At 65.9% G+C, this 19603-nt stretch carries 22 protein-coding genes; 12 read left to right on the top strand and 10 right to left on the bottom strand.

Translation table 11 applies throughout. The features are described from left to right. Positions 1–22 precede the first annotated feature (22 nt). From AO057_RS16395 to AO057_RS16385, 3 genes are read right to left on the bottom strand one after another with little or no spacing between them, the layout of a single operon-like run. Complete coding sequence (locus tag AO057_RS16395) at positions 23–985, bottom strand: HD-GYP domain-containing protein (RefSeq protein ID WP_082605600.1); 963 nt, start codon at positions 983–985, stop codon at positions 23–25. 40 nt (positions 986–1025) lie between these two features. After that, positions 1026–1673 (bottom strand): retropepsin-like aspartic protease family protein, encoded by a 648-nt coding sequence (locus tag AO057_RS16390; protein WP_057676952.1) that lies wholly within the window; start codon positions 1671–1673, stop codon positions 1026–1028. A 10-nt stretch (positions 1674–1683) separates the two neighbouring features. Then, positions 1684–2169 carry a YajQ family cyclic di-GMP-binding protein gene (locus AO057_RS16385; RefSeq protein ID WP_057676951.1) on the bottom strand — a complete coding sequence of 162 codons (486 nt, stop codon included), beginning with the start codon at positions 2167–2169 and terminating at the stop codon, positions 1684–1686. 42 nt (positions 2170–2211) lie between these two features. On the opposite strand from AO057_RS16385, the gene murB reads away from it, so the two are divergent. After that, the gene (murB, locus tag AO057_RS16380) at positions 2212–3291 is read left to right on the top strand and encodes a UDP-N-acetylmuramate dehydrogenase (RefSeq protein WP_057676950.1); all 1080 of its coding nucleotides are present in this window, start codon (positions 2212–2214) and stop codon (positions 3289–3291) included. A 166-nt stretch (positions 3292–3457) separates the two neighbouring features. On the opposite strand, the gene rpmG is transcribed toward murB, so the two are convergent. From rpmG to trxB, 3 genes are all read right to left on the bottom strand, one after another. Further along, positions 3458–3628: a 50S ribosomal protein L33 gene (rpmG, locus tag AO057_RS16375; protein ID WP_057676949.1), complete on the bottom strand. Its 171-nt coding sequence runs from the start codon at positions 3626–3628 to the stop codon at positions 3458–3460. 11 nt (positions 3629–3639) lie between these two features. Then, entirely contained in the window at positions 3640–3873 is a 234-nt protein-coding gene (rpmB, locus tag AO057_RS16370; protein ID WP_057676948.1) for a 50S ribosomal protein L28, read from the bottom strand. Between the two features lie 410 nt (positions 3874–4283). Then, positions 4284–5237 (bottom strand): thioredoxin-disulfide reductase, encoded by a 954-nt coding sequence (gene trxB, locus AO057_RS16365; protein ID WP_057676947.1) that lies wholly within the window; start codon positions 5235–5237, stop codon positions 4284–4286. 149 nt (positions 5238–5386) lie between these two features. Here trxB and AO057_RS16360 point away from each other — a divergent pair, with 149 nt between their 5' ends. From AO057_RS16360 to lolA, 3 genes are read left to right on the top strand one after another with little or no spacing between them, the layout of a single operon-like run. After that, entirely contained in the window at positions 5387–6064 is a 678-nt protein-coding gene (locus AO057_RS16360; protein WP_057676946.1) for a Crp/Fnr family transcriptional regulator, read from the top strand. Between the two features lie 44 nt (positions 6065–6108). After that, positions 6109–8454, top strand: coding sequence for a DNA translocase FtsK (locus tag AO057_RS16355; protein WP_057676945.1), 2346 nt, complete (start codon positions 6109–6111; stop codon positions 8452–8454). A gap of 5 nt (positions 8455–8459) precedes the next feature. Beyond that, positions 8460–9116 (top strand): outer membrane lipoprotein periplasmic chaperone LolA, encoded by a 657-nt coding sequence (gene lolA / locus AO057_RS16350; RefSeq protein WP_057676944.1) that lies wholly within the window; start codon positions 8460–8462, stop codon positions 9114–9116. Positions 9117–9141: 25 nt separating this feature from the next. Here the strand turns inward: lolA and AO057_RS16345 are convergent, their stop codons facing one another. Genes AO057_RS16345 through AO057_RS16335 form a run of 3 tightly spaced genes read right to left on the bottom strand, consistent with a single transcriptional unit; the run spans position 9142 to position 11698 of the window. Continuing rightward, entirely contained in the window at positions 9142–9891 is a 750-nt protein-coding gene (locus AO057_RS16345) for a TerC family protein (protein ID WP_057676943.1), read from the bottom strand. A gap of 26 nt (positions 9892–9917) precedes the next feature. Continuing rightward, the gene (locus tag AO057_RS16340) at positions 9918–10664 is read right to left on the bottom strand and encodes a LytR/AlgR family response regulator transcription factor (RefSeq protein WP_205630047.1); all 747 of its coding nucleotides are present in this window, start codon (positions 10662–10664) and stop codon (positions 9918–9920) included. Next, on the bottom strand, positions 10661–11698 hold the full coding sequence (locus AO057_RS16335; protein WP_057676942.1) for a histidine kinase: 1038 nt from the start codon (positions 11696–11698) through the stop codon (positions 10661–10663). Before AO057_RS16335 ends, AO057_RS16340 begins: the two co-directional genes overlap by 4 nt. Positions 11699–11809: 111 nt before the next feature. Between AO057_RS16335 and argH the strand changes: the two genes are divergently transcribed. From argH to AO057_RS16315, 4 genes are read left to right on the top strand one after another with little or no spacing between them, the layout of a single operon-like run. Further along, positions 11810–13267 (top strand): argininosuccinate lyase, encoded by a 1458-nt coding sequence (argH, locus tag AO057_RS16330; RefSeq protein WP_057676941.1) that lies wholly within the window; start codon positions 11810–11812, stop codon positions 13265–13267. Between the two features lie 17 nt (positions 13268–13284). Continuing rightward, complete coding sequence (locus tag AO057_RS16325; protein ID WP_057676940.1) at positions 13285–13776, top strand: hemerythrin domain-containing protein; 492 nt, start codon at positions 13285–13287, stop codon at positions 13774–13776. Between the two features lie 39 nt (positions 13777–13815). Next, entirely contained in the window at positions 13816–14925 is a 1110-nt protein-coding gene (locus AO057_RS16320; protein WP_057676939.1) for a 6-phosphofructokinase, read from the top strand. Positions 14926–14964: 39 nt separating this feature from the next. Then, positions 14965–16122, top strand: a complete 1158-nt coding sequence (locus tag AO057_RS16315; protein WP_057676938.1) for an alpha-hydroxy acid oxidase — start codon at positions 14965–14967, stop codon at positions 16120–16122. Here the strand turns inward: AO057_RS16315 and AO057_RS16310 are convergent. Next, on the bottom strand, positions 16107–16700 hold the full coding sequence (locus tag AO057_RS16310) for a putative pterin-binding protein (RefSeq protein WP_057676937.1): 594 nt from the start codon (positions 16698–16700) through the stop codon (positions 16107–16109). The two genes, AO057_RS16315 and AO057_RS16310, sit on opposite strands and share 16 nt — an antisense overlap. A gap of 128 nt (positions 16701–16828) precedes the next feature. On the opposite strand from AO057_RS16310, the gene dinB reads away from it, so the two are divergent. From dinB to AO057_RS16290, 4 genes are all read left to right on the top strand, one after another. Then, positions 16829–18031 (top strand): DNA polymerase IV, encoded by a 1203-nt coding sequence (gene dinB, locus AO057_RS16305; RefSeq protein WP_082605666.1) that lies wholly within the window; start codon positions 16829–16831, stop codon positions 18029–18031. A 77-nt stretch (positions 18032–18108) separates the two neighbouring features. Continuing rightward, entirely contained in the window at positions 18109–18387 is a 279-nt protein-coding gene (locus AO057_RS16300) for a hypothetical protein (RefSeq protein WP_082605599.1), read from the top strand. Positions 18388–18408: 21 nt separating this feature from the next. Next, positions 18409–19254, top strand: a complete 846-nt coding sequence (locus AO057_RS16295; protein WP_057676936.1) for an enoyl-CoA hydratase-related protein — start codon at positions 18409–18411, stop codon at positions 19252–19254. Beyond that, the gene (locus AO057_RS16290; RefSeq protein ID WP_057676935.1) at positions 19241–19591 is read left to right on the top strand and encodes a hypothetical protein; all 351 of its coding nucleotides are present in this window, start codon (positions 19241–19243) and stop codon (positions 19589–19591) included. The genes AO057_RS16295 and AO057_RS16290 overlap by 14 nt, the downstream gene beginning before the upstream one ends. The last annotated feature ends 12 nt before the right edge of the window (positions 19592–19603 follow it).

The following is a 19603-nucleotide window of genomic DNA, read 5'->3' as shown; positions in this document are numbered from 1 at the left end:
GCTCCGGCCCCGGATGCCGGGGTCAGGCCTGCATGGCGGCGTGCGCGCCCAGCTGCAGGATCAGGTGATGGTTCAGGCGCAGCCTCACCAGGGAGGTGGCCAGTGCCGCCTGGATAGTCGGACGGCCGCTCAAGGTGCGGTGCAGGCGGGGCTGCGGCAGCACCTGGCCATCGGTGCCGGTGACCACGGCCACATGGGGCAGGTTGGGGCGCACACTGCGGCGCATCACGACGGCCAGCGTGTTGTCTTCCAGGCGCACATAGGTGCCGGGCGGGCACAGGCCCACAGCGCGCACCATGGCGTGGCCGACCTCGTCGTTGTAGGCATTGGCACCCGTCATGATGGTACGCACGGACTCGGTCGCGCTACGGCCTTCCCGTGATTTGCGCGGCGAGATCATGGCCGCGTAGCGGTCCACCACCCGCAGGATGCGGATCAGCCGCTTGTGGGCGGGCAGCAGGCGCAGCTCGATCTTTTCGGTGTACTCGTCATGGTGCGAGGACACCACCTCGATCCACAGCGGGTCGCTCACGCCCAGGCTGTTGGCCAGCATCAGGCCGCCCTTGGGGGCGTGCAGGCGGATGGCTTCAAGCTGGGGCTGGCTGAGCTTTTCGGTCTGCAGGGCGAGCTGGTCCTGCAGTTCGGTCATGGCGATGTTCATGGTCAGCGCGGCATGGACCAGGCTGTCGCGTTCCTTGGCATCGAGCTTGAGCTCGGCGGCGAGCAGGTGGCACAGGGTGGCGCAGACCAGGCTGTGCGAGGCGCTGTAGCCGACCGAAGAGTTGGTGGCCAGCTGGAACAGCAGGTAGATGCCGACGTCGGCGTCGCGCTGCAGCAGGGCCTGCATCCAGCGGTCGTACTGCCAGATACGCTGCTCGAACTCCTGCACGCTCAGCGGACTGCCCAGCAGGATGCCCAGGCCGGACTCCAGGTCCGACCACAAGCCCAGCAGGTCTTCGTACTCGTTTTCGTTTTGGACAGTCACGGTGCGCGGTTCGGAATATGAGCCTAGGATACCAGCAGCTTCAATACCGGCGCTCCAGCACCAACTGGTCGTTGGTGCGCGTCATCTGGAAACGGGTGAGGTAGCTGTTGCCCAGCAACACGTAGGGCATGGGCGCGGCGCTGACGATCGCGTCGACGTCGAAAATATCCATGCTGCCCAGCCGGACCGAATGGAGCTTGACCAGCCAGCCGGTCGTGCTGCCATTGGCGGTTTGCATCTGAACCGGTTGACCGGCGCGGTAATTCAGCCCGATGCGATCGGCCTCGGCGGCGCTGACACTGACAACCGAGGCGCCTGTATCCACCAAAAAGGTGACGGCGCGCCCGTTGATCTGTCCCAGGGCACGGAAGTGGCCGTTGCTGCCCGCGTGCAGGACGATGCGGCGCTGGTCCCCCGTTTCGCTCTGGGCAGAGGGTGCGCTGACCGGCCCTTCACCCAGGCGCAGGGTCTGGCGCGCACCGCCGATTTCCACCATGGCCTGACCGGCCTGAATGCCGATGACCTTGACGCCCTGGTGGCTCTGGCCCACGGCCACGCTCCTGGGGGGGCCGCCATCAACCACCAGCAGGGCCTTGCCACCCAGGATGCCCGACAGCACCACGGTCTGCGCCTGCGCTGCGCCCGTCAGGGCGAGGGCGCACAGCAGCAGGGCGAGGTGGCTTTGCATGGGGTCGGCATCAATCGCGGAAGTTGTTGAAGCTGATGGGCACGTCGGCGATGTCCTTGCGCAGCAAGGCCATGACGGCCTGCAGGTCATCGCGTTTGGCGCCGGTGACCCGTACCTTGTCTTCCTGGATGGCGGCCTGGACCTTGATCTTGCTGTCCTTGACCAGGCGCTGGATCTTCTTGGCCAGTTCGGCCTCGATGCCGTTGCGCACCTTGATGAGCTTCTTGACCTTGTCGCCGCCGATCTTCTGCAGATCGCCGATGTCCAGGAAGCGCACGTCCACGGCCTGCTTGGTCAGCTTGTTGCGCAGCACTTCCAGGATCTGCTCGATCTGGAAGTCGGCGTCGCCGACCAAGGTGATCTCCTTGTCCTTGATCTCGATGCTGGCCGAGGTGCCCTTGAAGTCGAAGCGGGTGGCAATCTCCTTGACGGAGTTCTCCACGCCGTTTTTCACCTTGACCATATCGGCTTCGCAGACGGTGTCGAAAGAAGGCATGACGGTATTTTTCTAAGACTGATGAATGAGAGAATCAGACCGATGTTAGTCGAGAAAAACGTCCCGCTCCAGCCATACAACACCTTCAGCATCGTCGCCCGGGCCCCTACCCTGGTCCGGGTGTTGCAGGAGGCCGACGTGCGTGCCGTGCTGGCCGACCCCACGCTCGGCCCGGCGCCCAAATTCGTGCTCGGCGGCGGCAGCAACATCGTGCTGACCGGGGACGTGAAGCCGGTGGTCCTCAAGGTCGAGATCCCGGGCCGGCGCCTGGTCGAGGAGACGCCCAAGGCCTGGATCGTCGAGGCCGGTGCCGGCGAGAACTGGCATGACTTTGTGGGCTGGACGCTGGAGCAGGGCTGGCCTGGCCTGGAGAACATGGCCCTGATCCCGGGCACCATGGGGGCTGCGCCGGTGCAGAACATCGGTGCCTACGGCGTGGAGTTGCAGGACCGTTTCGAGTCGCTCGATGCCATCGACCTGGAAACCGGCCGCGCCTTCACGCTGGATGCCGCGCAGTGCGGCTTTGCCTACCGCGACTCGGTGTTCAAGCATGTCGCCGACGGCCGCGCCCCCGGTTTTGGCCTGGCGGGCCGCGCCCTCATCACCCGTGTGCGCCTGGCGCTGCCCAAGGCCTGGAAACCGGTGCTGGGTTATCTGGACCTGGAACGCAGGATGGCCGAGACCGGTATCCACAAGCCCACACCCCGCCAGATCTACGACTGGGTCTGCGAAATTCGCCGCGCCAAGCTGCCCGATCCGGCAGTCATCGGCAATGCCGGCAGCTTCTTCAAGAACCCGACGGTGACGGCCGAACAGTGCGCCGACATCATTGCGCGCGAGCCCAGGATCGTCCACTATCAACTGGCTGACGGGACGGTGAAGCTGGCGGCCGGCTGGCTGATCGACGCCTGCGGCTGGAAGGGCAAGTCCATCGGCCAGGCAGGGGTCTACGAGAAGCAGGCGCTGGTGCTGGTCAACCGCGGCGGCGGCGAGCAGGGCGGGCATGGCAGTGGCCCCCGTGGGGCCACGGGCGGCGAGGTCATGACCCTGGCCAAGGCCATCCAGACCAGCGTCTACGAGCGCTTTGGCATCCTGCTGGAGCCTGAACCGGTGGTGGTCTGAATGCGTCGTGCGGCACCCGTCGCCGCACTGTCGAGCAAGCGCGAACCTCTCAAATAAGAGCGATTCGCATTTAATTCATTCAAGGACAGTCCAGCAGTGGTTGATCCGGGGAGCGGAAACAGAAAAGCCCGCACAGGGCGGGCTTTCGGACAGGAGCCGGGCTGAATTACTTCAGCTTGGTTTCCTTGTATTCCACATGCTTGCGAGCCTTGGGATCAAACTTCATGATCGCCATTTTCTCGGGCATGGTCTTCTTGTTCTTGCTGGTCGTGTAGAAGTGACCGGTGCCGGCCGTGGATTCCAGCTTGATCTTTTCGCGTCCGCCTTTGGTTGCCATGATTCAGCTCCTTAAGCTTGGCCACGTGCGCGCAGGTCGGCGAGCACGGAGTCGATACCATTCTTGTCGATCAGACGCAGGGCGGCGCTGGAAACGCGCAGACGGACCCAGCGGTTTTCAGTCTCGACCCAGAAACGGCGGTATTGCAGGTTCGGCAGGAACCGGCGCTTGGTTTTGTTGTTGGCGTGGGAAACATTGTTTCCGACCATCGGGCCTTTACCCGTTACTTCGCATACGCGTGCCATGAGGACACTTCGCTTTCTTCAAACGGCCGCCACCTGGGCAGTGGGGGCCTCACCTCGCCAGTAGGGTGGCGGTAACCCATGATGGACCAGAAAGTCCAGCAAAGCCTGCAATTATAGCCAGATTGTGTAGAGCCTGCTTGCGGTCTGGAAGGGGCCGCGCAGATATCTTTTCGGGATGGGATGCAAGGCGCGGTGCGCAGCCCATAGCCCAGCTATGGGCAAGTATTGCAACGCCGCAGACCGCCCGAAAAGACACCTGCCCTGCGGGTTGGGACGCAATCGGGCGATTTGCCCACCCATCCCCTTGCATGGGCGGCAGCCCATGCGGCGGGACTGGGCGAGCAACTCATCCCGATTGCGTCCCAACGCGACCCCTTCCAGACCGCAAACAGGCTCCAAGCCTGGGCGGCTTATTCCTGTTGCTCCAGGAAACGTTGGGCGTCCAGGGCCGCCATGCAGCCGGTGCCGGCGCTGGTGATGGCCTGGCGGTAGACGTGGTCCTGCACGTCGCCGGCGGCGAAGATGCCCGGCACCGAGGTCTGGGTGGCAAAACCCTTGAGCCCGCCCTGGGTGACGATGTAGCCGTTTTCCATGGCCAGCTGGCCCTGGAAGATCTCGGTGTTGGGGGCATGGCCGATGGCGATGAAGGCGCCCTTGAGTTCCAGCTCCTCGGTGCTGCCGTCGATCGTGCTCTTGAGGCGGATGCCGGTGACGCCGCTGGCGTCGCCCAGGACTTCGTCCAGGGTCTTGAAGGTCTTGAGCACGATCTTGCCGGCCTTGACCTTGTCCATGACCTTGTCGATCAGGATGGGCTCGGCCTTGAACTTGTCGCGGCGGTGCACCAGGTAGACCTTGGAGGCGATATTCGACAGGTACAGGGCCTCTTCCACGGCCGTGTTCCCGCCGCCCACCACGCAGCAGACCTGGTCGCGGTAGAAGAAGCCGTCGCAGGTGGCGCAGCCGGAGACGCCACGGCCCATGAAGGCCGTCTCGGACGGCAGGCCCAGGTATTTGGCCGAGGCGCCGGTGGCGATGATCAGCGAATCGCAGGTGTAGGTGCCGCTGTCGCCGGTGAGGGTGTAGGGGCGCTTGCTGAAATCGACCTGGTTGATGTGGTCGTAGACGATCTCGGTCTTGAAGCGTTCGGCATGGGCCAGGAAACGCTGCATCAGCTCAGGGCCCTGCACGCCGTCGGTGTCGGCCGGCCAGTTGTCGACCTCGGTGGTGGTCATGAGCTGGCCGCCCTGGGCCATGCCGGTGACCAGCACGGGGTTGAGGTTGGCGCGCGCGGCATAAACCGCCGCGGTGTAGCCGGCCGGGCCGGAGCCCAGGATGAGGACCTTGGCGTGTTTGTTCTGCGACATTCTGTGAACCTTGCTTGTTTCGTGAATCTTTTGGTCAATAATCGATGTGCCGCGTACCGTGCCGCGGTGGATGGCCAGGGAGGAGACCGGAAAACCGGCCGACTTGCCATTGTATGAACTCAACCATGCACGCGCAGAATGACCGAACTATGTCAATGCTGACCAATCAGGATTTGTTGCGCCGGGTTCCGCTGTTTTCCATGCTGTCGGACGACCAGCTCCACGCGCTCGCCGCGGCGGTGGTCAAGCGTCGCGTCAAGCGTGGCGAACGCATCGTCCAGCAGGGAGAGAAGTCGGACGCCCTGTCCATCATTCTCTCGGGCCGGGCGCGTGTGCTCATGACCGACACCGGCAACGGGCGCGAAGTCATCCTGGCCACTTTGCAGTCAGGCGACTATTTTGGCGAAATGAGCCTGATCGACAACGACGTCCACTCCGCATCGGTCGAGGCCGAGACCCAGACCGACGTGCTGGAACTGGGGCGTGCCGAGTTTCTGCGCAGCCTGGCCGACAGCGCGCCCATGGCCTACGGCATCATGCGCGGCCTGGTGCAGCGCCTGCGCCTTGCCGACCGCAAGATCGGCTCGCTGGCACTGATGAGTGTCTATGGCCGTGTGGCCAATGTGCTGCTCGATGCGGCCAAGGTCGCACCGGCGGGCGACATGATCATTCGCGACAAGCTCTCGCGCCAGGACATCGCCAAGATGGTCGGTGCCTCGCGCGAGATGGTCAGCCGTGTCATGAAAGACTTCGAGGAGCAGGGCTTCGTGACCCCGCTCGAAGGCGGGGCCATGCACGTCAAGGAACGCCGCTCCAAGCCGCGCTGAATGCGGCGCTTCACCCCGCGTGAAGGCGCCCTTTCCCTGTCTACATGACCTACCGACTCCACACGCTCAATTCCGAAGACTCCGGCGCTGCGGCGCCCACCCGCAGCGGGCGGGGCCGTTTTGCCGGCGAAGTGCTGCTTTTCGTCAGCCTGGTGCTGCTGGTGTACTGGCTGCTGGTGTTGGCCAGCTACAGCCGACTCGACGCGGCCTGGTCTACCTCCGGCGACGGCGCGGCGGTGCGCAATCTCGGTGGCCAGCTGGGGGCGCGGCTGGCCGATGCCAGTTTCTACCTCTTCGGCTTCTCGGTCTGGTGGTGTTTTGCTGCCGCCGTGCGCGGCTGGTTGTCGGCGCTGGCGCGCTGGCTGCGCGCCCATGAGCTGCCCCTCGAACCTGCAGGCGCTTCCTCGCATTTGGCGCGCTTCGTGGCCAGCCGCTGGAGCTTCTGGATCGGCCTGGCCTTGCTCATGCTGGCCAGCACGGCGATCGAGTGGGCGCGTTTCTACAGCCTGGAGCCGCGCCTGCCGGGGCATGCCGGTGGTGTGCTGGGTTATCTGGTGGGGCCGCTGGCGGTGCGCTGGCTGGGGGTCACCGGCTCGGCCTTGCTGGCCATCGGCCTGTGGGTGCTGGCCATGGGCCTGGTGTTCCGTTTTTCCTGGGGCCACGTGGCCGAGCGCATCGGCGGCTGGATCCACGACCTCATCGAATCGCGTCGCCCCCGCCGCGAAATGGCGCAGGACCTGGCCCTGGGCCAGCGGGCCGCGCGCGAACGCGAAGAGGGGGTGCTGGAGGAGCGCGAGGAGATCATCGAGCACCATGCCCCGCCCGTGCTGATCGAACCCGTGCTGGTGGAAGTGCCGCAGAGCACGCGCGTGGCCAAGGAGCGCCAGAAGCCCCTGTTCAGCGACATGCCCGATTCCAAGCTGCCGCAGGTCGACCTGCTGGACGGCGCGCAGACTCGCCAGGAGACCGTCGCCCCCGAGACGCTGGAGATGACCAGCCGCATGATCGAAAAACGGCTCAAGGACTTCGGCGTGGACGTGCGGGTGGTGCTGGCCCAACCCGGCCCGGTGATCACGCGCTACGAGATCGAACCCGCCACGGGCGTGAAAGGCTCGCAGATCGTGGGCCTGGCCAAGGACCTGGCGCGTTCGCTCAGCCTGGTGTCGATCCGCGTGGTCGAGACCATCCCGGGCAAGACCACCATGGCTCTCGAATTGCCCAACGCCAAGCGCCAGTCCATCAAGCTCTCGGAAATCCTGGGCTCGCAGGTCTACAACGAAGCCAAGTCCATGCTGACCATGGGCCTGGGCAAGGACATCGTGGGCAACCCCGTGGTGGCCGATCTGGCCAAGATGCCCCACGTGCTGGTGGCCGGCACCACCGGCTCGGGCAAGTCGGTCGGTATCAATGCCATGATCCTGAGCCTGCTCTACAAGGCCGAGGCGCGCGACGTGCGCCTGCTCATGATCGACCCCAAGATGCTGGAGATGTCGGTCTACGAGGGCATTCCGCACCTGCTGGCCCCCGTGGTCACCGACATGAAACAGGCCGCGCATGGTCTGACCTGGTGCGTGGCCGAGATGGAGCGCCGTTACAAGCTCATGAGCAAGCTGGGCGTGCGCAACCTGGCCGGCTACAACCACAAGATCGACGAAGCCAAGGCCAAGGAACAGTTCATCTACAACCCCTTCAGCCTCACCCCCGAATCACCCGAGCCGCTGGACCGCCTGCCGCACATCGTCGTCGTGATCGACGAGCTGGCCGATCTCATGATGGTGGTGGGCAAGAAGATCGAGGAGTTGATCGCCCGCCTGGCGCAGAAGGCGCGCGCCGCCGGCATCCACCTGATCCTGGCCACGCAGCGTCCCAGCGTGGACGTGATCACCGGCCTGATCAAGGCCAACATCCCCACCCGCATCGCCTTCCAGGTCAGCAGCAAGATCGACAGCCGCACCATCCTCGACCAGATGGGTGCCGAAGCCCTGCTGGGCATGGGCGACATGCTCTACATGGCCAGCGGCACCGGCCTGCCCATCCGCGTGCACGGTGCCTTTGTCAGCGACGAGGAAGTGCACCGTGTGGTGAAGTACCTCAAGAGCCAGGGCGAGCCCGACTACATCGAAGGCGTGCTCGAAGGCGGCACGGTCGATGGCGAGGACGGCCTCCTGGGCGAAGGCGGCCCCGCTGGCGAGAAGGACCCCATGTACGACCAGGCGGTGGAAATCGTGCTGAAGAACCGCAAGGCCAGCATCTCGCTGGTGCAGCGCCATTTGAAGATCGGCTACAACCGCGCAGCGCGCCTGGTGGAAGACATGGAGAAGGCGGGGCTGGTGAGTGCCATGAGCACCAACGGCCAGCGCGACATCCTGGTGCCGGCGCGCGCGGAGTGAATCCCATGAAAAAACTGCTTGCTACTTTTTCGATAGCGTTTTGTGCCATGGTGGCACGAGCCGATGGCCTGGGCGCGCTCGAACTCTTCCTCAAGACCGCCTCCAGCGGCCGCGCCGACTTCACCCAGGTGGTGACGGCGCCGCCGCGTGAGGGCCAGGTGGCGCGCACGCGCAGCTCCAGCGGTACCTTCGAGTTCCAGCGCCCGGGGCGTTTCCGCTTCGTCTACGGCAAACCCCTGGCCCAGACCATCGTGGCCGATGGCCAGACCCTGTGGCTGCATGACGTCGACCTGAACCAGGTGACGGCGCGCTCGCAGGCCAGTGCCCTGGGCAGCACGCCCGCGGCGCTGATTGCCGCTGCACCCGACATGCGTGCCCTGCAGGCCGACTACCAGCTGGCCAACGGGCCCGAGCGCGATGGTCTGCAGTGGGTGGTGGCGACGCCGCGCGCGCGCGACGGCCAGGTGCAGACGGTGCGCGTGGGCCTGCGCGAAGTGGACAAGGCCGGGGCCAGGACGGCCGAGCTGGCGGCGCTGGAGATCGTCGACAACTTCGGCCAGCGTTCGCTGCTGACCTTCACCAAGGTGCAGCTCAATGTGAGCCTGCCGCCCGAGACCTTCCGCTTCAAGGCGCCCGCCGGTGCCGACGTGATCCGGCAATAAGCGGGCGGGCGCGACTCAGCGCGGCTCAGGGCTCGCGCGTGTACTCGTTGTGCAGGTGCACCGGCTTGGCGGAGCGCTTGCGCATGCGGATGTTGAGCATCTCCACCCCCACCGAGAAGGCCATGGCAAAGTAGACGTAGCCCTTGGGCACGTGGTGGTCGAAACCTTCGGCGAGCAACACCACGCCGACCACGACCAGGAAAGACAGGGCCAGCATCTTGATGCTGGGGTGGTCCGACACGAAACGGCCGATGGCGCCGGCAAACACCATCATCAGCGCCACCGAGGCAATCACCGCGGCGATCATGACGGCGAGTTCATCCACCATGCCCACGGCGGTGATGATGGAGTCCAGCGAGAACACCAGGTCGATGACCATGATCTGCAGGATCACTGCCGTGAACGTGGCCTGCACCGCGCCGGAGGAATGGCCTTCCTCGCCTTCGAGCGACTGGTGGATCTCGCCGGTGCTCTTCCAGATCAGGAACAAGCCGCCGGCGATCAGGATCAGATCTCGCCCCGAGATCTCCTGGTTGAGCACCGTGAACAGGGGCGCCACCAGGCCGATGATCCAGGACAGCACCAGCAGCAGGCCGATGCGCATGAACATGGCCATGAACAGGCCCAGCCGGCGCGCCAGCACGCGTTTTTCGGGCGGCAGCTTGTCGACCAGGATGGAGATGAAGATGATGTTGTCGATCCCCAGTACCAACTCCAGCAGGGTCAGGGTGGCGAAGGCGATCCAGGCCTGGGGGTCCGTCAGCAGTTCCATCATCACGTTCTCCTGTTTTTGTCAGCGGTTCAATTCGAGGCGATGGCCTCGCGCACGGCGGCCAGCTGCCGGCGGGACACGGAAAGCAGCTCGTCCGTGCCGCTCAGACGCACGGCCCAGCCCTCGCCCTCTTCGGGATCGTAGTGCTTCTCCAATGCCCGCACGGCACGGCGGGCCACCAGGGCGTTGCGATGGACACGCATGAACCGGGTCGCGTATTTTTCCTCGAGTTCGCTGAGCGCGCCATCGAGGATGTAGGTCTTGGCCGGCGTGCGCACCGTGATGTATTTAAGCTCGGCCTTGAAGTAGAGCACCTCGGCCAGCGGCACGCGTTCGGTGCGGCCGCGCTCCTGGATCAGCAGCACTTCTTCGGGGACTGCCGTGCCGGCCTCCTGGCGGCCGCGCAGCAGGCGCTCGACCTTCTGCAGGGCCTGCTGCAGGCGTTCCAGGCGCACCGGCTTGGTCAGGTAGTCCACGGCCTCCAACTCGAAAGCCTGTACGGCGTGCTCGGCATGGGCCGTCACGAAGATCACAACCGGGGGGTGGGGCAGGGTGCGCAGGGTCTGCGCCAGCGTCAAACCGTCGGCCCCGGGCATGTGGATGTCCAGCAAGGCCAAGTCATAGGGCTGGCGGCGCAGGAGTTCGATGGCCTGGGTAGCGTTGGCAGCCTCACCTTCCACGCTGGCCGCGGGCGCCTTGCAGTCGCCCAGCAGGGTGCGCAGGCGACTGCGCGCCAGGGTCTCGTCGTCCACGATCAGGACCCGCAGCGTTGTCATGCCGGCACCTCCATGCGCACCTGGTAGATACCGTCCTTGTGCACTGTCTGGAAGCTGCACTGCACGTCGTGCAGCAGGCGCAGGCGGTCGCGCACATTGTCCAGCGCCACGCCGTGGCCGTGCGGGCCCGGGCCGGATGGCACGGTGTTGGTCACCTTGATCACCACGGTCGAGCCGCGGCGTTGGGTAGAGATGCGGATCTGTGCGCCGGTCGGGCTGGGCTCCACACCGTGGCGCACGGCGTTTTCCAGCAAGGGTTGCAGCAGCAGCGGCGGCAGGCGGGCGCCGTCGGCCAGCGGGTCGAGCGCCCATTCGAGCTGCAAGCGCTCGCCGAAGCGCACCTGCTCGATGTCCAGGTAACGCCGCGCCAGCGCGATCTCGTCGCCCAGCGTGGCTGACTCGCCCTGGTCCACCAGCGCATGGCGGAACAGGTCGCTCAGGTCTTCCAGCAGGGCCTCGGCCTTGGCCGGTTCGGCGCGCACCAGGGCGATGGCGCTGTTGAGGGTGTTGAAGAGGAAGTGCGGGCGGATGCGTGACTGCAGCTCGGACAGGCGCGCCGCGGTGTCGGCCGGGGTGCGGCCGCGCGCGCGCAGGGCCAGCACGGCCACCAGCACGCCGGCCAGCAGGGCACCGCTGCTGGCGCTGGCCAGCCAGGGGGCGGGGCTGAGCAGGCCGGCCAGCAAAAGCATGCTGCAGCCGTAGAGGCCGGCCAGGGCGCCCAGCAGCACGCCGGCGGCGTACTGGGCCGGGCGCGGCAGGCGCCCCAGGGACCGCTTGAACAGGCAGGCAACGACCAGCCAGAACACCGTGGCGGGCAGGGCGCTGCCGGTCAGCAGGGCCAGGCGCACGAACCAGTCCAGCGCCGTGCTGGTGCCGTACATGGCGCCCACGGCCACCACGGCCTCCACGAAAAGCACGGCGCGCAGGGCCACACCCACCTGGCAAGCGTCGTACAGGAGTACGGCGGACGCGGCGCTGGCCGGGCTTTCCGGGCTCAGTTCCTGGAAGGCCGATAAAATCTGGGTGTCTTTCATGGATGGTGGGGGTCGGCCTTGGGGCCGGCTCCATTATTGGTGAAATGACCGTGGTCGCACAATGGCTATCACGCCAGCCTTGCCCACCTTTCTCATATACGCCCGCCCGCCATGTCCCAAAACCAATTCGACAAGAAATCCCAAGCCTGGTCGGCGCTGTTCTCCGAACCCATGAGCGATCTGGTCAAGCGCTACACGGCCAGCGTCTTTTTCGACAAGCGCCTGTGGCATGCCGACATCACCGGCAGCCTGGCGCACGCCGAGATGCTGGCGGCGCAGGGCATCATCGCCGCCGCCGACCTGGCTGCCATCCGTGACGGCATGGCCCAGATCATCGCCGAGATCGAGACCGGCAAGTTCGAGTGGAAGCTCGACCTGGAGGACGTGCATCTCAACATCGAAGCGCGCCTGACCCAGCTCGTGGGCGACGCCGGCAAGCGCCTGCACACCGGCCGCAGCCGCAACGACCAGGTCGCCACCGATGTGCGCCTGTGGTTGCGCAGCGAGATCGATCTCATCAGTGACCTGCTGGTCGATCTGCAAAAGGCCCTCATCACGGTGGCCGGGCAGAACGTGGAAGTGATCCTGCCCGGCTTCACCCACCTGCAGGTAGCCCAGCCGGTGAGCTTTGGCCACCACATGCTGGCCTATGTGGAGATGTTCGCGCGCGACGCCGAGCGCATGGCCGATGTGCGCCGCCGCGTGAACCGCCTGCCCCTGGGCAGCGCTGCGCTGGCGGGAACGAGCTACCCGCTGGACCGCGAGCGGGTCGCCCGCACCCTGGGCATGGTGGATGAGCAGGGCGATGCCTGCGTCTGCCAGAACAGCCTGGACGCCGTGAGCGACCGTGACTTCGCCATCGAGTTCACGGCCGCCGCCTCGCTGGTCATGGTGCACATCAGCCGCCTGAGCGAGGAGCTGATTTTGTGGATGAGCCAGAACTTCGGTTTCATCAAGATCGCAGACCGCTTCACCACCGGCTCTTCCATCATGCCGCAGAAGAAGAACCCCGACGTGCCCGAACTCGCGCGCGGCAAGACCGGCCGTGTGGTGGGTCATCTCATGGGCCTGATCACGCTGATGAAGGGCCAGCCCCTGGCCTACAACAAGGACAACCAGGAAGACAAGGAGCCGCTGTTCGACACGGTGGACACGCTGAAGGACACGCTGCGCATCTTCACCGAAATGGTGGGCGGCCAGCTCAACCCCGCCAGCGGCAAGCTCGAAGGCGGTATCACCGTCAACGCCCCCGCCATGGAACAGGCCGCCCTCAAGGGTTATGCCACCGCCACCGACCTGGCCGATTACCTGGTGAAGAAAGGCCTGCCCTTCCGCGATGCGCACGAGACCGTGGCCCACGCGGTCAAGGCCGCCATCACGCATGCCTGCGACCTGTCGGAGCTGCCGCTGACCGTGCTGCAGCAATTCAACAAGAACATCGAGAAGGATGTCTACGACGTGCTCTCGTTGCGCGGCTCGCTCAACGCGCGCCACACCCTGGGCGGCACGGCGCCGGCCCAGGTCAAGCTGCAGATCGAACGCCACCAGGCCCGCCTGGCGGCCCTCTGAATCCAGAAAGATCCACGATGTCTGCCACCCATACCCTGAGCTGGACCGAAGAACTGGTGCTCGGTGACGCCCGCACAGACCACACCCACCAGGAGTTCATCGACCTGGTGAACGCGACCACCGCTGCCCCCCTCGAGAACAAGCTCGCCGTCTACCAGGAACTGGTGGCGCACACCGTGGAGCACTTCGCCCAGGAGGAACGCTGGATGGCGGCCTGCGGCATCCAGCCCGACTTCTGCCATTTCGGCCAGCATGCCAGCGTGCTGCAGGTGATGCAGGAAGTGGAGCGCCGCGCGCTCAATGGCGAGATGGAATACATCGCCAGCATGATCGAGGCCCTGGTCGAGTGGTTCCCCTCGCACGCCAGCGGCATGGACGCCGGCCTGGTGAGCTATCTGCAGGAAAAGGGCTACGACACCACGACCGAGACTTTCAGGGAAGGTGCTCCCGTCGCGACCGAGGCGGCTGTGCCATCGTGCGGCCACGCGCCGGACGAGCCCTGCGCCTGAGCCTGTGGTGATGCCTCTGCTCTTGTGCATCCGACAACCATGAAGCAGCCCATCCGACGCATCGCCATCAGCACCGGCGGCGGTGACGCCCCGGGCCTGAACGCCGTCATCAGTTCCGTGGTCTGGGCCGCGGCCAACCGGGGTTGGGAATGCGTGGGCATCCGCGACGGCTTCAACGGCATCTTGTCACCGCAGCACTACCCCCGGGGCGGCACCGAGTTGCTGAGCCGTGACCGCGTGCGCGGCATCGCCCACCTGGGCGGCACCATCCTGGGCACCACCAACAAGGGCGACCCTTTCCACTTTCCCGTGCGCCAGGCCGACGGCAGCCTGGTCGAGGTGGACCGTTCCGGCGAAATCCTGGACTATTTCAAGCGCGAGGGCATCGACGCCCTGGTCATCGCGGGCGGCGACGGCACGCTCACCATCGGCAACGAACTGCACCGCCGCGGCCTGCGCGTGGTGGGGGTGCCCAAGACCATCGACAACGACCTGGACAAGACCCACACCACCTTCGGCTTCGACACCGCGGTGTCCTTTGCCACCGAATGCCTGGACCGCCTGCACAGCACGGCCGAGAGCCACCAGCGTGTGATGGTGGTGGAGATGATGGGGCGCTACGCGGGCTGGATCGCCCTGCACGCCGGCATCTCGGGCGGCGCGCACGCCATCCTGATGCCCGAGATTCCCTACGACATCGAGAAGGTGGCGGCCGCGATCCGCGAGCGCGATGCCCACGGCCGCCTGTACTCGCTGGTCGTGGTGGCCGAGGGCGCCCGCGCGCAGCAAGGCCAGCGTGCCCTGCTGGCCAGCGCTGAAGCCGGCCATGCCGAACGCCTGGGCGGCATCGGCGAGCAGGTGGCCAGGGAACTGGCCGAGCGCACCGGAAAGGACGCGCGTGTGGTGGTGCTGGGGCACCTGCTGCGCGGCGGCAGCCCCACCACCTTCGACCGGCTGGCGGCCAAGCGTTTCGGCACCGCGGCCGTGCGTGCGCTGGACGAGGGGCACTCGGGTGTGATGGTGGCGCTGTCCCATCCCAACGTCATCTACGTGCCGCTGACGGAGGTGGCCGGCCGCATGAAGGCCGTTCCGCCCGACAGCGACACCCTGCAGACCGGGCGCGACCTGGGCATCTGCTTCGGTGACTGAACAGGCCCTAAGATCGAGAAAAATTCAGGAGAAAAAACAATGACCGTCATCACCAACATCGAAGACCTGCGGGTCCTGGCCCAGAAGCGCGTGCCGCGCATGTTCTACGACTACGCCGACAGCGGCTCCTGGACCGAGAGCACCTACCGCGCCAACGAGAGCGACTTCCAGAAGATCAAGCTGCGTCAGCGTGTGGCCGTCAACATGGAAGGCCGCAGCACGCGCAGCACCATGATCGGGCAGGACGTGGCCATGCCCGTGGCCATTGCGCCCGTGGGTCTGACGGGCATGCAGCACGCCGACGGCGAGATCCTGGCCGCGCGTGCGGCCAAGAAGTTCGGCATCCCCTTCACGCTCTCGACCATGAGCATCTGCTCGATCGAGGACGTGTCCAAGGGGACGGACGGCCACCCCTTCTGGTTCCAGCTCTACATGATGAAGGACCGCGGTTTCATCGAGCGCCTGATCGAGCGGGCCAGGGCCGTCAAATGCTCGGCCCTGGTGCTCACGCTGGACCTGCAGATCATCGGCCAGCGCCACAAGGACCTGAAGAACGGCCTGTCGGCGCCGCCGAAGCTGACCCTCCCCAATATTCTCAACATCGCCACCAAGCCGCGCTGGGCGCTGGGCATGCTGGGCACGCCGCGGCGCGAGTTCGGCAACATCGTCGGGCATGTCAAGGGTGTGGAGAACATGAGCTCGCTCTCGGCCTGGACCAACCAGCAGTTCGACCCGGCGCTGAACTGGGGCGATGTGGAGTGGATCAAGAAACGCTGGGGCGGCAAGATCATCCTCAAGGGTATCCAGGACGTGGAAGACGCGAAGCTCGCTGTCAAATCCGGCGCCGACGCGCTGATCGTCTCCAACCATGGCGGTCGCCAGCTCGACGGCGCGCAAAGCAGCGTCGAGGCCCTGCCCGCCATCGTGGCGGCCGTGGGCAGCCAGATCGAGGTGCACATGGACGGCGGCATCCGCTCCGGCCAGGACGTGCTCAAGGCGCGGGCCCTGGGCGCGCGCGGTGTCTACATCGGCCGCGCCATGGCCTATGGCCTGGGCGCCATGGGTGGGGCCGGTGTGAGCAAGGCGCTGGAGATCCTCCACAAGGAACTGGACATCACCATGGCCTTCTGCGGCCACACGGACATCAACACGGTGGACCGCAGCATCCTGCTGCCGGGGACCTACCCGACGGCCTGAGTGGCCTGCACTTCCAGGTGGTACAGCCCCCAGGGGCACTGCGCGTAGCGCTCGGCCAGCGGCCGGGCGGCGATGTCGGCATGCCGGTCGGTGTCGAACACCGCCCAGAGCGGGCCCAGGCCACCCAGCGGCATCGGATGGCCGTCCAGGTGGGTGGCGATGATGAAACGGTAACGACGTGCCTGGGCCAGGCCCAGGCTCACGGTGTAGCCATCGATGGCGCGCAGCACCAGCTTGTGCGTGTTGTCCATCCGGGCGCCGGTGGCTTCGACAACCTGGCTCAGCAGCGGGCCGCGCAGGGTGTGGACTTTGGCGTCGTATTCCAGGGTCGGGCGGATGGTGACCGCCGGCAGCGCGCGCAAGGCTTCGAAATCAAAGACATGCGCCCGGTCGAAAGCCAGTTGCTGCTTGACCATCATCTGGTCGAGCGCCTTGTCCAGCGGCCCGCGGTTGCCGCGGCCGATGGCGCCCGTCACCGTCAATAGGGTGGGGCCGCGCTGGGGGCGTTCCTGTGCGGCCGGCACGGCGCTGGCCAGGGTGGTGGTGCCGAGGGCGGCCAGAAATTGACGTTTTTGCATGCGGTCTCCTGAACTGCAGGGGCGTTCCAGCGCCTATTCTGCCTTGGTGCGCGCGCTATGCTAGCCGGGTGACTGCCACGCCTGCCACTGCCGAAACCCGCTCCCTGCGCCGCATCGCACATCTCGACATGGATGCGTTCTACGCCTCGGTCGAATTGCTGCGTTACCCGCAGTTGCAGGGCCTGCCGGTGGTCATCGGCGGCTCGCGGCGTCGGCCCGACGATGCGCTGCTGCAAAAGCATGCCGATCTGCCTTTGGCGGAGATCCCGGTCGCCGAATTTCCCTTGCTCAAGGACTACGCCGGCCGCGGTGTCATCACCACCGCCACCTATGCCGCGCGCCAGTTCGGCGTGGGCTCGGCCATGGGCCTGATGAAGGCGGCCAAGCTCTGCCCGCAGGCCATCCTGCTGCCGGTGGATTTCGACGAATACCGCAAGTACTCGCGCCGTTTCAAGGAAGTCATCACCGAGATCGCGCCGGTGATGGAGGACCGCGGCGTGGACGAGGTCTACATCGACTTCACCGACGTGCCCGGTGGCCAGCGCGACGGCGGCCGCAGCCTGGCGCGGCTGATCCAGAAGAGCATCTTCGACGCCACCGGCCTGACCTGCTCCATTGGCGTGGCCCCCAACAAGCTCATCGCCAAGATGGCCAGCGAGTTCAACAAACCCAGGGGCATTTCCGTCGTGCGACCGGATGACCTGCAGGCGCTGATCTGGCCGCTGCCCTGCCGCAAGATCAACGGCGTAGGCCCCAAGACCGACGAGAAACTCCAGTCGCACGGCATCCATACGATAGGCGAGCTGGCGGCGCGCGAGCCCGGCTGGCTGGTCGAGCATTTCGGCAAAAGCTACGGCGCCTGGCTGTTTGATGCGGCCTGGGGGCGTGATGAACGGCCTGTGGTGACCGAGAGCGAACCGGTGTCGCTCAGCCGTGAAACCACCTTCGAGCGCGACCTGCACGCCACGCGCGACCGGGCCGAGCTCGGGGCCATCTTCACGAGCCTGTGCGAGCGCGTGGCGGCCGACCTGCAGCGCAAGGGCTATGAAGGCCGCACCATCGGCATCAAGCTGCGTTACGACGATTTCAAAAGTGTCACCCGCGACCAGACCCTGGAGCACTACACGGCGGACGCCAAAACCATACGCCAGGCAGCGGGCTTGTGCCTCAAGCGCGTGGACCTGAGCCGTCGCCTGCGTCTGCTGGGCGTGCGCGTCGGCTCGCTGCGTCGCCTGGGTTCTGAGGATGTTGCAGTGCAGCAACCAAATACGGCTGCCAATGCTGCACTGGATGCTATCGATTCAGGAGCGGATACGCTCCCCCTGTTCTGATCCATCAGGCGGGTTGGCCGGCATTGACAGGGGCTGACGCCAAACTTACAGTGAAGCCATCCGCAGCGGAGGCCTCCATGCACCATCCCCTGAACCTGGCAGAAATCAAGCGTATCCGGCTCTGGCATGTCGCGCACAAGGATGAACATCCGCTGGAGTACCAGCTCTGGGATGGCGTCCTCTGCTGCTGGCTCATGGGTTGGGTCGGCTGGATGCCGGTGCTGATGTTCGAATTGCTGTGGGTCGGGCCGCTGTGTCTGCTGGGCAGCGCGGCCCCCAGGCTCTACGTGGCCTGGCGTGCGCACGCGCACCGCGCGCAACGCCTGCGTTGCGACTGGTTGTCCAGCCGGGCCTGAGAGGCTGGGTACAGTAGGGGCATGAACACCCTGAACTGTTTCACTCTTTCCATCACCGATCACATTGCCCATCTGGTGCTGAATCGCCCCGAGGCGATGAACACCATGCACCCGCAGTTCTGGCGCGAGCTCGACCAGGTGCTCACACAGCTGCACGCCAGTGGCGAGGCGCGCGTGCTGCTCATCAGCAGCACCGGCAAGCACTTCAGCGCCGGCATGGCGCTGGAGACCTTCAGTGGCGCCATCACGCTGGACGACAAGAGCGCGGAAGGCCGTGCCGCCATCTTCGACCTGCTGACCGACATGCAGGCCACCTTCACCAAGCTGGAGACCTTGCGCATGCCGGTGATCGCGGCCATCCAGGGCGGCTGCATCGGCGGCGCGGTGGACATGGTCAGCGCCTGCTGCCTGCGCTACGCCACGAGCGATGCCTTCTTCTGCATCCAGGAGATCAACATCGGCATGGTGGCCGACGTGGGCACCTTGCAGCGTTTACCGAAGCTCATGCCGCTGGGTGTTGTCAAGGAACTGGCCTACACGGGCCGGCGCCTGCCGGCGGCACAGGCTCTGGGCTACGGCCTGGTCAACCAGGTGTTCGACACGCCGGAAGCCTTGCTGGCCGGCGCCTTGCAGACGGCCAGGGAGATCGCAGCCAAGCCGCCGGTGGCCATCTGGGGCACCAAGCAGGCCCTGCACTACGCGCGTGACCACGGCGTGGACGACGCGCTCAAGCAGATGGGCTGGCTGCAAGGCGCGATCTGGAGCAACAAGCACGTGATGGAGGCCGTCACGGCCATGAAGGAAAAGCGGGCAGGCCAGTTCCCGGAACTGGCGCCGCTACGGTCGTTTCGCGATGCTGGCCAGTAAAGCCGGCCGGGGCCTGCTCCTCGTCCTGGTTGGTGGCTTGGTGCAGGCGGCCGAGAAGGACGACGCGCTGTATGCGAGTTATGCCTGCCAGCAATACGCCCTGGCGGCGCTGAAGACCCTGGGCAAGCCCAGGATGGACGCTACACGGCCAGCGACACCAGCGAACGACAAGCGCTGGGCGGGGATGGCCGACGTCTGGCTGGCCTCAGGCGCACTCCATGCCCAGGCCCGTTTTGGGGCGCCCATGGTCCGTTCCGAATACCAGTGCGCGGTGCAGAAGACGCCAGGGGCGGGTTGGAAGCTGCTGGACCTGCAGTGGCCCCAAGGTCGCCCTTGAGGCCAGGTCCCA

This window comes from Curvibacter sp. PAE-UM, from assembly GCF_001432305.1.
In the GTDB taxonomy this organism is placed as follows: Bacteria; Pseudomonadota; Gammaproteobacteria; order Burkholderiales; family Burkholderiaceae_C; genus Hylemonella.
The sequence above is the reverse complement of the archived record's forward strand: the minus strand, read 5'-3'. Positions and strand labels throughout refer to the sequence as shown.

Excerpts from the sequence above, each read along its gene's own strand:
- AO057_RS16310 (WP_057676937.1), bottom strand. The coding sequence starts at position 16,700 with ATGCAAAAACGTCAATTTCTGGCCGCCCTCGGCACCACCACCCTGGCC.
- AO057_RS16340 (WP_205630047.1), bottom strand. The coding sequence starts at position 10,664 with ATGACAACGCTGCGGGTCCTGATCGTGGACGACGAGACCCTGGCGCGC.
- murB (WP_057676950.1), top strand. The coding sequence starts at position 2,212 with ATGTTAGTCGAGAAAAACGTCCCGCTCCAGCCATACAACACCTTCAGC.
- AO057_RS16295 (WP_057676936.1), top strand. The coding sequence starts at position 18,409 with ATGAACACCCTGAACTGTTTCACTCTTTCCATCACCGATCACATTGCC.
- lolA (WP_057676944.1), top strand. The coding sequence starts at position 8,460 with ATGAAAAAACTGCTTGCTACTTTTTCGATAGCGTTTTGTGCCATGGTG.
- AO057_RS16325 (WP_057676940.1), top strand. The coding sequence starts at position 13,285 with ATGTCTGCCACCCATACCCTGAGCTGGACCGAAGAACTGGTGCTCGGT.
- AO057_RS16315 (WP_057676938.1), top strand. The coding sequence starts at position 14,965 with ATGACCGTCATCACCAACATCGAAGACCTGCGGGTCCTGGCCCAGAAG.
- AO057_RS16355 (WP_057676945.1), top strand. The coding sequence starts at position 6,109 with ATGACCTACCGACTCCACACGCTCAATTCCGAAGACTCCGGCGCTGCG.
- AO057_RS16320 (WP_057676939.1), top strand. The coding sequence starts at position 13,816 with ATGAAGCAGCCCATCCGACGCATCGCCATCAGCACCGGCGGCGGTGAC.
- argH (WP_057676941.1), top strand. The coding sequence starts at position 11,810 with ATGTCCCAAAACCAATTCGACAAGAAATCCCAAGCCTGGTCGGCGCTG.
- AO057_RS16360 (WP_057676946.1), top strand. The coding sequence starts at position 5,387 with ATGTCAATGCTGACCAATCAGGATTTGTTGCGCCGGGTTCCGCTGTTT.
- AO057_RS16335 (WP_057676942.1), bottom strand. The coding sequence starts at position 11,698 with ATGAAAGACACCCAGATTTTATCGGCCTTCCAGGAACTGAGCCCGGAA.
- AO057_RS16385 (WP_057676951.1), bottom strand. The coding sequence starts at position 2,169 with ATGCCTTCTTTCGACACCGTCTGCGAAGCCGATATGGTCAAGGTGAAA.
- rpmG (WP_057676949.1), bottom strand. The coding sequence starts at position 3,628 with ATGGCAACCAAAGGCGGACGCGAAAAGATCAAGCTGGAATCCACGGCC.
- dinB (WP_082605666.1), top strand. The coding sequence starts at position 16,829 with ATGGATGCGTTCTACGCCTCGGTCGAATTGCTGCGTTACCCGCAGTTG.
- AO057_RS16300 (WP_082605599.1), top strand. The coding sequence starts at position 18,109 with ATGCACCATCCCCTGAACCTGGCAGAAATCAAGCGTATCCGGCTCTGG.
- AO057_RS16290 (WP_057676935.1), top strand. The coding sequence starts at position 19,241 with ATGCTGGCCAGTAAAGCCGGCCGGGGCCTGCTCCTCGTCCTGGTTGGT.
- AO057_RS16390 (WP_057676952.1), bottom strand. The coding sequence starts at position 1,673 with ATGCAAAGCCACCTCGCCCTGCTGCTGTGCGCCCTCGCCCTGACGGGC.
- trxB (WP_057676947.1), bottom strand. The coding sequence starts at position 5,237 with ATGTCGCAGAACAAACACGCCAAGGTCCTCATCCTGGGCTCCGGCCCG.
- AO057_RS16345 (WP_057676943.1), bottom strand. The coding sequence starts at position 9,891 with ATGATGGAACTGCTGACGGACCCCCAGGCCTGGATCGCCTTCGCCACC.
- rpmB (WP_057676948.1), bottom strand. The coding sequence starts at position 3,873 with ATGGCACGCGTATGCGAAGTAACGGGTAAAGGCCCGATGGTCGGAAAC.